This window comes from Corynebacterium sp., assembly GCF_030152825.1.
Taxonomy (GTDB): domain Bacteria; phylum Actinomycetota; class Actinomycetes; order Mycobacteriales; family Mycobacteriaceae; genus Corynebacterium.
The window spans coordinates 60,084-74,302 of sequence record NZ_JASLIP010000007.1 but is presented as its reverse complement, the minus strand read 5'-3'; the positions used below and the strand labels follow the sequence as shown (position 1 = coordinate 74,302).

Below are 14,219 nucleotides of genomic sequence, written 5' to 3'. Positions count from 1 at the left end.
GCGCTGGTTGTTGCGACATGGGATTGTCCTCCGGATTCCATCAAGCCGCGAAAGTCAGATCGATATCAGCCGTAGTATGCCACGTCACACCCGGGGCAAAAGATTCGGGTCGGTGCTGGATTGGTAGTGGGGCTGCACCGGGGTCGGTGCTGGGTCAGCGCTGGGGTCAGCTCTGCCAACAGCCACAATCAGTGCAGGCTGTGATCTGCCTTCCACCGGGTGGTGCGGTATGGCTTTTGCTGGCCGCAGAGCGTACTGTCAAGTGCGATGAGTGATACTGATAGCGTCTCCGGCGACGTCAACAAGCCGGTGGATAACGATTATTCGGTAGCTCAGAACAATCTGCAGGAAGAGAAGCAGCAGGCGCCGGTCAACGACGCGCCGCTAAATATCTCTGATGTGTTGGGGGAGAACACCGAAGATTCCGCGATGGAATCCGCCGGTGGCTCCGCTGTAGCCGAGGGCGCAGAAGATTCTGGGAAGACCGACAACGTCAACGACGAGAAGAACAAGAACGAGAACCCAGAGGACACTGTGGCCGATCAGCAGGCGGAAACCGTAGAAAACAACAACGACAACCACACCACCCCGACCGCGTCCACCCAGGACGTCGCCGTCGCGAAGGACGATGAGCAAGCAGACAAAGCGCAGGAAGACAAGAACGACGACGGCGCCGGTTTCGGTGACCTGGGTCTGTCGCCGGAGGTCCTCGACGCCGTCCGTGCCGTCGGATTCACCTCGCCGTCCCCAATCCAGGAGCAGACCATCCCGCTGCTGATGGCAGGGGAGGACGTGGTCGGCCTCGCGCAGACCGGTACCGGTAAGACCGCCGCCTTCGCGCTGCCAATCCTGTCCCGGCTGAACCTGAAGTCCCGCAAGCCGCAGGCCCTGGTGCTCGCGCCGACCCGTGAGCTGGCACTGCAGGTCGCGGAGTCCTTCGAGGACTTCGCGGAGAAGATGGGCGGGGTCAACATCCTGCCGATCTACGGCGGCCAGCCATATGGTGCGCAGCTTTCGGGCCTGCGCCGCGGCGCGCACGTCGTCGTCGGCACCCCGGGCCGCGTGATCGACCACCTGCAGAAGGGCAGCCTGGACATCTCCGAGCTGCGCTTCATGGTGCTCGACGAGGCCGACGAGATGCTGAATATGGGCTTCCAGGAGGACGTGGAGCGCATCCTGGAGGACACCCCGGAGGACAAGCAGGTCGCGCTGTTCTCGGCGACGATGCCGTCCGCGATCCGTCACCTGTCCAAGCGCTACCTCAACGAGCCGCAGGAAGTGACGGTCAAGTCCACCCAGCGCACCGCGGAGAACATCGAGCAGGACTACCTGATCGTGCACCACCGCGAGAAGCTGGACGCGCTGACCCGCATCCTCGAGGTCACCGACTTCGATGCGATGATCATGTTCGTCCGCACCAAGAACGACACCGAGGAGCTCGCGGAGCGGCTGCGCTCCCGGGGCTACGAGGCTGCCGCCATCAACGGCGACATCGCCCAGGCGCAGCGCGAACGCACCGTGGACCAGCTCAAGGACGGTCGCCTGGACATCCTGGTCGCCACCGATGTCGCCGCCCGTGGCCTCGACGTCGAGCGCATCACGCACGTGTTCAACTACGACATTCCGCGCGACACCGAGTCCTACGTCCACCGCATCGGCCGCACGGGGCGTGCGGGGCGCTCCGGCCGCGCCGTGCTGTTCGTGACCCCGCGTGAGCGCCGGATGCTGAAGTCCATCGAGCGCGCGACGAAGTCCCGCCTCAACGAGATCGAGCTGCCGAGCGTTGACCAGGTCAACGAGGCCCGCAAGACGAAGTTCAACCGCGATCTGACCAAGAACCTCGAGGATCCGCAGGTCTCCGTGTTCCGTGAGCTGGTGACCGCCTACGCGGAGGAAAACGGGGTCACCCTGGAGGACATCGCCGCGGCACTTGCGGCCGGGGCCCAGGGCGGGGAGAAGTTCCTCATGGAGGAGGCACCGCGCCGCGAGCACAAGCGCCGCAGCGACGACCGTTATGGCGATGCCGACCGCCGTGGTGGCGGGGCGTACCGCTCCTTCGAGGAACGCTTCAACAAGCCAGCCCCGCGGTTCACGGACCGTAACGGCAACGAGATGGAGGTCTACCGCCTCTCCGTCGGTCACCGCCAGCGCGTGCGCCCGGGCGCGATCGTGGGTGCCCTGGCCAACGAGGGTGGGCTGAATTCCCGCGACTTCGGCCGCATCAGCATCTTCTCCGAGCACTCCCTGGTGGAGCTTCCGGCGGACCTGCCGAAGCAGGTCTTCGAGGCCCTCGACCAGACCCGCGTGTCCGGTCAGCTGATCAATATCGAGCCGGATCCGGGTGCCCCGAAGGGCCGCCCGGGCTCCCACCGTGGCAACCGCCGCGACCGCGATGACCGCCGCGGTAGCTACCGCGACGACCGGGGCCGGGGCGATCGCCGGGGCGGCGGCCACTTCGACCGCGACCGCGACCGCGGTGGGCGTGGGCGTGGCCGTGGGCACCACAACCGCTTTGAAGACTCCCGTGGGGATCGCCGTGGCGGCGGCCGCCACCGGGACGACCGCGGTTTCGAGGGCCGTGGCGGCCGCGGTAATAACCGCCGCGGGGGACGCTACTAGCCGAAACCTGTAAACCCGGCTGACGTGGAAGAAGTCACGTCAGCCGGGTTTTTGCTTGGGGATCAGCCGGGACCAGTGGCCGAAGCGAGGAATAAAAATAGCCGTGGGAGCGAGTTTTCGCTCCCACGGCTATGTGGCTTTCGCGCAGCACGTGAGCGGCTGCGGGAATCAGTGTCTAGACGAACATCAGGATCGCGGTGACCAGCCACAGCAGGTTGAAGATGCCGCCGAACATCGCAGCCTTACCTGGCAGGCCCTTGGCCGCATCGCCCTGGACAGCGGCGAGCTCATCCTCACTCGCCGGGGTGTCGGATTCGTCCAGGCCATCAACGGAGATCAGGCCGCGGCGCTGCTGCGGGATCACCGCCAGCAGCAGGACCAGCCAGGCTGCCAGAGAGGTGAGGATGGCGGCGTGGAAGGCGTAGTTTTGCATCGCGCCGTCCACGGTCATGAAGGCGACCAGACCCAGCACGGGGACCAGCAGGGAGATGTAGCCGTAGCGGCGGGTCATGCCAGCCAGGGTTGCCACGGAGCCCACCGCCTTGGCGGAGCCGGACTGCGCGGCGCGCAGGGTCGGAGCGAATGCCGAGCTAGCGATCGCGACCGGTCCGATGAGGAGGATCGCGGCGATGACGTGGAGAGCAGTAATAAATTGATCCATGTGAACCACTCTGTCAAAAAATCGTGACTAGTCACAAAACCCCCGGTCAGCGGGGCAGCTGGCAGGCCTCGCGGGCCGCGGCCGCGTCGCCGGTGGTGATCGCCAGCCCGTAGCGTGCCGTAACCACGAGGTACCGGGCCACGTAGGGGCACCGGGCCGCCGGATTGGGAGGCAGCCAGGCTTCCAGGGTGGCGTCGGACTTCTCCCGGTTCAGGTCCGAGGCGGTGACCGCCAGGTTGTAGTGCCAGTCATTAGCGAAGCGGTGGCGCTTCTCCTGGCTCCAGGCGTGGGCGCCCAAGTCCCAGGCCGCGGCGAGTGGGACAATGTGGTCGATATCCACGCCTTGCGGGTGCACCGGTTCCGCGGAGTACTCATCGGCGGCCTCGCCGGTGGCCCGCGGGCAGGGGCTTCCGGGCTGGGTCGGGAAGTTCAGGTTCAGCACCAGCTCACGGGTTGAGCAATAACTTCCATCGGGCGCGATGCTCTGCGCCCAGCCCTGCAGAAAGCGGGTGCGGTCGTAGCCCACCACCCGGATTCGCTGTGGCACGACCTCCACCCGCGCCATGGCCTGGCGGGCCAGCTCCTGGGAACGCCGATCCACAGAGGACCCGCCAGGGAGCCAGCCGCTCGGCGCCGGAACCGTCGTCGTGAAAAACAACAAGCCAGCCACGGTGAAGAGAAAGACCAGAGAGAAAAAGAAACGTCGCCCCATGTTGTCTTAGACAACGGGAGGCGACGTTTGGTTCCCGAGGCTGCGGAAAAAATTTCCGCAGGGAGGGGAGGGGGCTACTTAGCGGCCTCCTCCACGAACTCTTTCTCGGTGAGGCGATCGGCCTTGTTGCTCAGCTCGATGGACTTGTCGAACTCATCCAGAACCTTCGCGGAAGGTGCCTTGGTCATCAGGGTCACGCCGACCATGAAGACCACGTTGGCGAGCACGCCCGGGATCATCTCGTAGAGGCCGAATGGCTTATCGGCGATGCCGAAGTTAGCCAGGCCGCCCCACAGGAAGCTGACGATCGCACCGGCAGCCAGGCCGGCGATCGCGCCCGGGGCGTTCAGGCGGCGCCAGTACAGGGAAGCGATGATGACCGGGCCGAAGGCGGAACCGAAGCCGGCCCACGCGAACTCGACGAGGCTCAGCACACCGGAATCCGGCTTGGCTGCGATGACCACCGCCAGCAGAGCGACGAGGAGCACTGCGAAGCGGGAGAGCAGCTGCAGCAGGCGGTCGGAAGCGTTCTTGTTGAACAGGCCCTTGTAGATGTCCTCGACCAGTGCGGAGGAGACCACCAGCAGCTGGGAGGAAATCGTGGACATGATGGCCGCCAGCACTGCGGTGAGCACCAGACCCGCGATCAGCGGGTGAAAGAGGATCTGGCCCATGTCCAGGAAGATCGTCTCGAAGTTGATCTGGTCGACGATCTTGATGTCCGGGTTCTGGGTGAAGAACGCCGGGCCGATGATCGCCACGAAGACGGTGCCGACCATGGACAGGCCCATCCAGGTCACGCCGTAGAACATGCCCTTGCGTGCGGAGCGTGGGGTACGCAGCGCCATGAAGCGCACGATGATGTGCGGCTGGCCGAAGTAGCCCAGGCCCCAGGCCAGACCAGAGATGATGGTCACGAAGCCCACGCCGTTGAACAGGGAGAACCAGTTCGGGTTCGGCTCGATACCGGACGCAGCGTAGGCGTTCTCCGTCTGGAAGCTGAAGATAGCGCTCGGGTCATCCATGTGCAGGACCGCGAAGATCGGCACGAGGATCAGGGAGATGAACATGATGCAGCCCTGCACCGCGTCCGTGTAGGACACGGCGAGGAAGCCACCGACGAAGGTGTAGATCACGGTCACACCGGCGATCACGGCGATGCCGACGGCGTAGGAGGAGTCGAAGGTGGACTCGAAGTAGCGGCCACCGGCGACCATGCCGGAAGCGACGTAGAAGGTGAAGAACAGCAGAATCACGAGGCCAGCGACCACGCGAAGCACGTGGGACTTGTCCTCGAAGCGGTTCTCCAGGAAGCTCGGCACGGTGATGGAGTTGTCCGCCACCTCGGTGTAGGCGCGCAGGCGTGGTGCGGTGAACCACCAGTTGAGTGCGCAACCGAGCAGCAGGCCGATGGCCACCCAGAGTTCAGAGAAGCCGGATACGAAGATCGCCGCGGGAAGGCCCATCAGCAGCCAGCCGGACATATCGGAGGCGCCAGCGGACAGGGCTGCGACAAACGGGTTAAGGTTTCTGCCGCCCAGCATGTAGTCCTCGTACTCATCGGTCTGCTTATAACCGATCAGTCCGATGAAGATCATGGCGACCAGGTAGATCACCATTGCTGTGGCGAACCATGCTTGGTCTGTCATACAGAATGTCTCTTTCTTTGTAGGGTCGAGACTTCCTGAAAGACCACCCGGGGCCGATGAAAAGCCGGCCGAATGGTTAGTCGAAGTCAATATCTAAAACTTGAGCATGGCTATGATGCCAGAATCTTCGAATCTCTTCTGCTAAAAGCCTGAAAAAATACCGAAAAAATGCCGTGATACTAGGCTTTAGTGAGAGGAAAATGGGCAGTCTACGTGCGCCGATTCGGAGTGTCCGCGGGGCATGGTAGACCCTTATAACTATGGGATCTACTTTTCTGCTGCACGCGCTCGTGCCCGCCGGGGGCGGCGTGCAGCTGTGGGCGGAAAAGGTGGCCGGCCGCCAGATCGTCATGCGCGCCGAGGACATCCCCGCCGGGCAGTGGCCCGAAGAACTGCGCGCTGTGCTGGCTGCCAAACCGTTGCGCTCCCGAGGCCAGGTGCTCGTCTCTACCCCGAGCGGCAAGCCCACCGCACTCGCGATCCCCACCGCGGCGTGGGTGCCGGAGCAGTCCATCGCACTGTTGGAACACCTGCGCCGGATCGCTGCGGACCCCGAGGTACTCGCCGGGCTGAGCCCCGAGGTGATCTTCCTGATCGACCTGTTCGAATACGTGGAAGCCACCGTGAAAGCAGGTCGGGTCATGGTGCGGATGGAGCGGCAGGATCAGCAGTGGCACCCTCGCTTCACCCTGGCTACCGCCGGGGAGCATTCCGCGGTGCTTAACGAGTTCCGACAGCAGCTCCCCGGGGTGCTGGCGCGCAACGGCAACGGAGACGTGGTGGGGGATGCTGCCGACGACTGGGCGCATTGGATGGCCGTGAGCCTCGTTACCGACCGCGCCCGGCCGCCGGAATACGAGGAGCTGCACAGCCCGCTGGTCACCGACCTCCTCGCCGGGCGGGCAACCGCGAAGGCGGGACCCGCCACCGTCAGCGCGCTCAACGAGTGGCGCAGCAGCGCCAGGGACGCAGCCACCCAGCTGGTCTTCCGGTTGACGGATCCGGCGGATGCCCGGGAGGTTGGGGAGCCGGTGGTGGCGTCGTCCCTGGCGGAAGACCGCTCCACCGCCAACCGGGAACGTGAACAGGACCAGGCAGGCGATGACGCGGCGAAGCAGTTCACCTGGCGGCTGGAGGTGGGGCTGTCGGTGGATGGGGCACCGGCCGAGCCGGTCAACACCTCGACCACCGGCAATGAGCAGGCGCGCAAGATCCAGCAGCGGCTGCATCAGGCGGCGAAGGTATGGCCGCGCTTGGGCAGGCACCTAGGTTCCGTCGATCGGTGGGCGACCGTGGGCCGCTGGGCCCCACCGGAAGCTGCCTATACCGGGGATCCCGCCCTCGACCGCCAGGTGGCGTTCAGCGTGGGCCTCGACGACGTGGCGGATTTGCTGGACACCAACGCTAGTCGGCTGCAGGAGGCGGGTTTTCCCGTCATGATCCCACGGGCTTGGGCCCCGAAGACCGCGCAGGTGGGGGCCAAATTTCAGGCGGTGGGCTCCGGGCCGGGTTCCGAGAAGCTCGGGATGGACCAGCTCCTGGACTTCGAATGGAACCTTTCGGTGGACGGCACCCCGGTTGGAGAGTCGGACAAGCTGGAACTCATCAGCTCTGCCCGCCAGATCGTGCAGGTAAACGGGCAATTCGTCTTCTTGGACAAGAGCTCGCTAAGCAAGGCCCGAGGGTGGCTCAACGCGCTTACGGACGCTGCGGAGAAGCACGCGGCGGAGCTCACCGAGGTCACGCTGGCGGAGCTGCTGGAGGCGGAGGCCGCTGCGGAGACCTACGGGAACGAAAACCCGGACCACAACATCCGGGTGGACATGGACGGGTGGGTGCGCCAGCTCTTCGACCGCGAGAAGGTGGTCGCGCCCGCCCGGCAGGTGGAGCTGCCCGCGACGGTGCTGACCGAATTGCGCGAACACCAGCGCCGCGGCGTGAACTGGTTGGCATGGATGGCGGAGCACGGCCTGGGGGCGATCCTGGCCGATGACATGGGACTGGGGAAGACCCTCCAAGTGTTGGCTCTGCTGGCCTGGGAGAAGGAGGAATCTTCGCCGGAGGGCTCGGGCGAGGATGCCACGGGTCCGACCCTGGTGGTCGCGCCCACCTCCGTGCTGGCTGCCTGGCAATCAGAGGCTACCCGCCACATCCACGGCTTCTCCGTGCTCGTGGATCACGGGGCCGGGAAGGTGACCGACGCCGAGTTCCCAGAGCACATCCGGCAGGTGGATCTCGTCGTCACCAGCTACGGGACGGTAGCCCGCAACCCGGAGCGCTATCAGAAGGTTCGGTGGCGTCGCGTGGTCGCCGACGAAGCACAGAACATCAAGAATCCCGCGACGAAACAGTCCCGGGCAGTCCGAGGGATCCCCGCCAATCACCACATCGCGCTCACGGGCACGCCGGTAGAAAACCGGCTCTCCGACCTCTACGCCCTCATGGACTTTGCGAATCCGGGGATCCTGGGCTCGGCCGCCGCGTTCCAGAACCGCCTTGCCATCCCCATCGAGCGTTATCAGGACGTCGGCGCAACCGAACGCCTCAAGCGGATCGTGGAGCCTTTCATCCTCCGGCGTCTCAAAACAGATCCGGCAGTGGGGGTGGCGCTGCCCGAGAAACGGGAGCACGTGGAAACCGTGCCTCTGTCCGCCGAGCAGGCCAGCCTCTACCAGGCCTATATCGCGCAGGTCGAAGAGGCGCTGGAGCAGGGATCTGCGAGCCGCCGTGGTCTGATCCTGGCCTCCCTGGTGAAGATCAAGCAGATCTGTAACCACCCCGCGCACTTCGCGGGCGATGGCTCAGGGATCCTGCGTGGCGGCAAGCATCGCTCGCCGAAGATCGAAAGAATTTTCGAGCTCATCGGCCAGGCCGTGGCGGAGGGTAAGAAGGTGCTGCTATTCACGCAGTTCCCCTCCTTTGGTCGGATGCTGGCGCCTGCGATCGAGGCCGAGTACGGGATGCCCGTGCTTCAGCTCGACGGTTCGGTGAGCAGGTCTCGGCGCACGGAGCTGGTGGCGCAGTTCCAGCGCGATACCGGGCCGGGTGTCATGCTGCTTTCGGTGCGCGCCGGAGGTACTGGAATCACCCTGACCAGGGCTTCCGTGGTGATTCACATCGACCGCTGGTGGAATCCGGCGGTGGAGGATCAGGCGACGGACCGCGCCTATCGCATCGGTCAGGAACGCGACGTCGATGTATATAAATTTGTCTCGGCGGGCACCCTCGACGAACGCATCCATGAGATCATCACCGGCAAGCGGGACCTCGCGGGAGCCGTCGTGGGTGAAGGCGAGGGCTGGATCGCGAGCCTGAGCGACGAGGACCTGGCCGAGCTCTGGCAGCTACGAGAGTCCTCGGACGTGTCTGCTGCGGATGCTACATCTGTGGCTACAAAGGTTCCCGGAGCGGAGAACCAGTCAGAAGGAGGCGGCAGATGAGTAGGAAGAACACTCCTCGGACCACCTGGGAAGGCAACGTCATCCTCGCGGATTTCGGGGCCCGTCGCCGTGCGGAGGCAGCCACCCCGCGGTTTCAAACACCCGCGCCCTCGGACCCGCTGGGCCCAGAAAGCTGGGCCGGGACGCAGCTGCTGGAAGCCGTCGCTGGCGCCACCGACCGCGGTCGGCTGGAGCGCGGTCGGGTTTATCACCGGGGCGGCCACGTCCAGAACATGGAGCTGAGCACCAACACGGTGGTGGGGTTAGTTGCCGGGACCCAGCCGCAGCCCTTCGAGGTGGTGATCAAGGTGGCGGCGCTGAGTGCGAAGAGAAGGGACTTCATCGCCGCGGAGGTCGCTGCCGACCCGGCGCTCCTGCGCACCATCGTCCGCGGAGATGCGCCCCCGACGGATCTCGCTGCGATGCTGTTGCGGCCCGACCAGATCCGCTTCGAGGGCTGCACGTGCCCGGACGGGGCGATGGTGTGTAAACACGCGGTCGCCGTGGCCTTTCAGCTGGCGGAAACCTTCAACCACGATCCCGCAGCCATCCTGCAGTGGCGCGGGGTGGAGGCGGCCGAGGCACTGCGCAGTGTCCAGCTCAGCCACGCCGGGGAGCAGGAGAGCAGCTCAGCCCAGCCGAACTCGAGAAGTGCTGCCCAACAGGCCCCGGAGGTACTCGATCAGGCGGAGTTCTGGGGCTCGGAGGAACGCCGGGTGAGCTGGTCGGCACCACCCGTGGAAAGCGGGCTGGAGCTCGGGGATCGCGATGCCCTGATGCGCGCGCTGCGCAGCCTGAGCTGGACCAGCGTCGATCAACTGCAAACGATGCACGAACTGGAACTGTGCCTGGAGATGATCACCGATGACTCCGGGCGTTTCGACCCCACCCCGTGGGCCCGCCCGGTGACGGGCACGAGGATGAAGTGACAAGGTGAAGAACATGAGCGATGTACAGCTGACAACGGCGTCTTCCCGGCCAAGCGATACCGGCGTGGGTGCGCACTCGGTGCGCTTCCTGCACACCTCCGATTGGCAGATCGGGATGGGGCGGCGCTTTCTCGGCGAGGATAACCAGCGGCTCTTCGATGAGGCGCGACTGGCAGCCGTGGAGAAGCTCTTCGCGGTGGCCGCCGACCGGAAGTGCGAGGCCATCGTCGTCGCGGGGGATGTTTTCGACGACAACCTCCTGGCGGAAAAGACCTGGACGCGGATCCTCGATGTCCTGCGCAACGCCCCGGTTCCGATCTTCTTGCTGCCCGGCAACCACGATCCGCTCAACCCCGCGAGCATTTACCACCAGCCGAGCCTGCAGCAGCTGTCCCCAGAAAACGGCGGGAAGGTGACTGTCCTGCGGGACTCCACGCCGAGGCCACTGCGCGAGGGGGTAGAGATCATCGGCGCGCCGCTGCTGAGCAAGGTGGCCAGCGAGGACCTGGTGTACCGGGCGCTTCACGACCTGGCGCCGGCAGGAAACACAATCCGCATCGCGGTTGGTCACGGGCACACGGAGTCGCGGGACAGTGTCGCGGATCCGTCGGTGATCGACGTCGACCGGCTCAGCGAGCTCGCCCGGCAGCGCGTCGTCGACTACGTGGCCCTGGGGGATACACACTCCGCGATGCCCCTCGATGAGCGCGGGGTGGTGTGGTACTCCGGAGCTCCGGAGGTCACCGACTTCAAGGAACCCGACGGCGGTGGTGAGTCCAACTCGGGCAAGGCGCTGGTCGTGGAGGTCGGCATCGACCCGGAGAACCCGGCTGAGCCCGCGGCGGTCACCGTGGAGCAGGTTGAGATCGGGCAGTGGCGTTTCCTGGCGATGACGGAGGACATCAACTCTCCCGAGGACGCCGAGGACTTCCTGGCGAAGCTGGCCAGCCTACCGCAGCCGCGATCGACTGTGGTCAAGTACGCGCTGCGGGGGAGCATCGACCTGATGACAGACATCCGGCTGGAGACCGCGCTGGCTGAGCAGCGCCCCCGCTTCGCCGCGCTCTACGAGCGCACACGGCTGATGGATCTGCACGTGTCCCCGGAACTATCGGAGCTGCGCGGAGCCCTTCAGTTGCGGGGCTACCCAGAAATCGCGATGGAGAAGCTGCTCGACCTCGCTGAGGATCAGCGGGAGGCCCAAGGGGCTCGAGAACAAGCCACGGATGCCCTGAAGCTCCTTTACCGCTTGGCCGCCGGCGTGCAGGTCAAGGAAAGTTAGGTGACGAGGACAATGACTAACTCACAGCAGCACCACGCCGGGACCGGTCTGGCCATCCACCGCCTGACCTTGGACGACTTCGCGGGAGTGCTGCACGTCGACCTCGACCTGGCGGATTCCGGGGTCACCGTGGTGCACGGGCGCAACGAATCCGGAAAGTCGACCCTGCTTCAGGCTATGAAGCTCCTGCTCAACACGAGCGTGAACACCAAGACTCGCAAGCAGGAGGTCATGGCGCTCAAGCCGGTGGGCAGCAATGGCAAGCCCACGGTCGCCGCTGAGATGAGCATTGGGTCTTACCGGCTGCGGATCGAGAAGAGCTTCGGCACCGGCCGGCACGCGGCCACCCTCGATGTCTCGGCACCCACTGTGGAGAATCTGGTGGACCGGGAGGCCGAGGAACGTTTCGAGGAGATCCTCAACGAGACGGTGGATCGCACCCTGTTGGATGCGCTGACGGTGGAGCAGGGCGCGAGCCTGGAGGCTTTCTCCGCTGGCCGAATCCAATCCCTCAGCACCGTTCTGGCGGCACAGAGTGACCAGAGCGCGGATACCGATACCGGCCACGAGGTGGACGCCACGGCCGCGGAGCTGCTCGCGGCGATCGAGAAGGAATACGATCGCTATTTCACCGCCAAGGGGGCGGTGAAGAGGAATGGCGAGCTGCAGGCGGCTCAGGACGAGCGCGAGGCCGCCGAACAGGCCTTGGCGGAAGCCACCGACATCTATGACGGAGCACAGCGGCAGATCCGGGCGATCACGGAACTGGAAGAGGAGGAACGCCAGGCTGCGGCGGAGCTGCCCGAGGCGAAGCGGGCCGTCGAGGAACTCGAACAACAGCTGCAGACCGCCCGGGCGGCACAGGAAAAGCTCCGGGGTTTCGAACGCGAGGTCAAGAGCGCGCACCAGGCGCTCGAGATGGCGACATACCGCCATGACGCGCGGAAGAAGCAGGTTGAAGCGGTGACTGGCAAGCGAGCCGCGCTCCAGGAGGAAGAACGCCGGCGTGATGAGCTCGCAGCACAGGCGGCCAAGGCTCAGCAGGCACAGCAGAAGCTGAAAGCGGAGTACTCCAGCGCCTCCGAGCAACAGCGATTCGCGCGAGGCTACGTTGCCTGGGCGCAGGCCGGCACCGAATACCGAGCGGCTGAGAAGAACCACCAGAACGCCACCGAGCGCGCAGCGGAGGCAGAAAAGACGGTGGGTAGGCTGCGGGATCTTGAGAATAAGCTCGCGGAGAATCCGGCGACCCAGCAGGCCCTGGACGCGCTGAGTAGCGCCAATACACAGCTTGCCGTGGCGACCGCGCAGCAGGAAGCAATCGCCACCGAGGTGAAGATCACCGGTCCCGCTGGCACGGTGCGCGACGGCGAGAAGGATGTCGAACTCACGGCGGAGGGGTACCGCACCCTGGTGAGTTCCCCGCGTCAGTTCGCACTCGGGGACTACCGCGTTGCCGTCACTCCGGCCCGAGACACCAGCGAGACGGAGACCGCGGTGAGCCGTGCTCGGGAACAGGTCGCCCAGGCATCGAAGGCCCTCGGCATCGAGGACGGGGACACGGAGGCCGCTCACCGGCTGGCCCAGCAACGGCGCGCCCTGGAAAACGATCGCGACGAGGCACAGCTGGAGCTGCGCGGGATCACCGGGGGCGTGAGCTCCCAGGACCTGCAGTTCAGTGTGGAGCAGGCCAGCCGAGAGCTGGTCGCCGCAGGTGAGAAGCTATCCGACCGGGCCCGCGCCGCGGCCGATATCTGGCGGGAGCTGGGCGGGAATGCAGAGCGGGCCGAGGAATTCGGCCTTGAGCCCGAGCTCGAAGAACAGCTCGCGCGGTTAACGCGGGACTCGTCCCGAGAAGAGACGGAGGACACAGAGCCGCAGGTCGCCAAGGACCAGACTGCGGGGGAGCAGGACCCAGGGCACGAAGACGGGCTTGCGGGGCTCGTGGTCGAGCTGGAAACAGCCCAACTGTTCCTCGAGCGCAGCGAGGCGCGGTACACCGCAGCTCAGCAGGCCAAGGACGCGACGGAGCACTCGCAGATCCTCCAGGAGCACAAGCTGGCAGAACTCAATGCCACGCAGCAGGCGCAGCAGCTCGCGGCCGCCGAGGACGAGTTGGCTCAGCAGCGCGAAGAGGCCAGCGACGAGCAGCTGGCGGAGGCCGTCGCCGTGCAGAACAGCGCGCTGGTGGCAGCTGCCGCGATTCGCGATAAGGAGAAGGAGAAATACGAGTCCGCCGCCACCGCCGAGCAGCTTGAGGGCCTCCTTAACGGTGAGAAGGCGGGCCTCGGGGTGCTGCAGAAGAACGCCACGCAACGCGGCCAGGAGCTCGTCCGCCTGCGCACCGAGTTGGCCGGCCGCGAAGGCGCTGCGGAGGCCAAGCGTGAAGCGGCAGCCGAGGCGGAACGGGCCGCTCGCGCCCTGGCTGCCGTCACTGCCCGGGCGGAGGCCGCCCAGCTTCTGTGGGAGACGATGAATGAGGCTCGTACCGAGCTACGGGGTCGCTACTCCCGCCCGCTGTCCGAGGCCTTCCACGTCCTTGCTCGCACCATCTACGGTCCGGGCGTCCAATTCGAGTTCGACGAGGACCTGCAGGTGAGCCGCCGCATCTACGACGGCGTGGCCCTCGACGTGTCCTCCCTGTCTGGTGGTGCGAGGGAGCAGATCAACCTGCTTTCCCGTCTCGCGGTGGCATCGCTGGTGGCCCGGGGCGGGGGAGTGCCGATCATTATTGACGACAGCCTCGGTTTCAGCGACCCGCAGCGCAGCAGGGACATGAACGTGGTGCTGTCCCAGCTGGGCGAGCAGCACCAGATCATCGTGCTGACCTGTGATGCGCAGCGCTTCTCCCGCGTGGTGGGCGCCAAGCAGGTGGACATGGTTCAGCTGCGCCGCGGCGGGGAGTAGCCCCGGGGAATGCGAAAGCC

The 14,219-nt window shown here is 65.6% G+C and carries 8 protein-coding genes; 5 read left to right on the top strand and 3 right to left on the bottom strand.

Annotated features, from left to right (window positions below; genetic code table 11):
• Positions 1–267: 267 nt before the first annotated feature.
• A complete protein-coding gene (locus tag Q1V78_RS01455) occupies positions 268–2,619 on the top strand; it encodes a DEAD/DEAH box helicase (RefSeq protein ID WP_300610834.1) in 2,352 nt (783 codons plus the stop codon).
• Between the two features lie 175 nt (positions 2,620–2,794).
• On the opposite strand, the gene Q1V78_RS01450 is transcribed toward Q1V78_RS01455, so the two are convergent.
• From Q1V78_RS01450 to putP, 3 genes are all read right to left on the bottom strand, one after another.
• Positions 2,795–3,280, bottom strand: a complete 486-nt coding sequence (locus tag Q1V78_RS01450; protein WP_300610832.1) for a hypothetical protein — start codon at positions 3,278–3,280, stop codon at positions 2,795–2,797.
• Between the two features lie 46 nt (positions 3,281–3,326).
• Complete coding sequence (locus tag Q1V78_RS01445) at positions 3,327–3,950, bottom strand: HNH endonuclease family protein (protein ID WP_300610830.1); 624 nt, start codon at positions 3,948–3,950, stop codon at positions 3,327–3,329.
• Positions 3,951–4,066: 116 nt separating this feature from the next.
• Positions 4,067–5,641 carry a sodium/proline symporter PutP gene (putP, locus tag Q1V78_RS01440; RefSeq protein WP_300610828.1) on the bottom strand — a complete coding sequence of 525 codons (1,575 nt, stop codon included), beginning with the start codon at positions 5,639–5,641 and terminating at the stop codon, positions 4,067–4,069.
• A 260-nt stretch (positions 5,642–5,901) separates the two neighbouring features.
• Here putP and Q1V78_RS01435 point away from each other — a divergent pair, with 260 nt between their 5' ends.
• The 4 genes from Q1V78_RS01435 to Q1V78_RS01420 are packed head-to-tail and all read left to right on the top strand — an operon-like array spanning position 5,902 to position 14,199.
• The gene (locus tag Q1V78_RS01435) at positions 5,902–9,081 is read left to right on the top strand and encodes a DEAD/DEAH box helicase (protein WP_300610826.1); all 3,180 of its coding nucleotides are present in this window, start codon (positions 5,902–5,904) and stop codon (positions 9,079–9,081) included.
• Positions 9,078–10,010, top strand: coding sequence for a hypothetical protein (locus tag Q1V78_RS01430; RefSeq protein WP_300610824.1), 933 nt, complete (start codon positions 9,078–9,080; stop codon positions 10,008–10,010). The genes Q1V78_RS01435 and Q1V78_RS01430 overlap by 4 nt, the downstream gene beginning before the upstream one ends.
• Before the next feature lie 13 nt (positions 10,011–10,023).
• Entirely contained in the window at positions 10,024–11,292 is a 1,269-nt protein-coding gene (locus Q1V78_RS01425; protein ID WP_300610822.1) for an exonuclease SbcCD subunit D, read from the top strand.
• 12 nt (positions 11,293–11,304) lie between these two features.
• Positions 11,305–14,199, top strand: coding sequence for an AAA family ATPase (locus tag Q1V78_RS01420; RefSeq protein ID WP_300610820.1), 2,895 nt, complete (start codon positions 11,305–11,307; stop codon positions 14,197–14,199).
• The last annotated feature ends 20 nt before the right edge of the window (positions 14,200–14,219 follow it).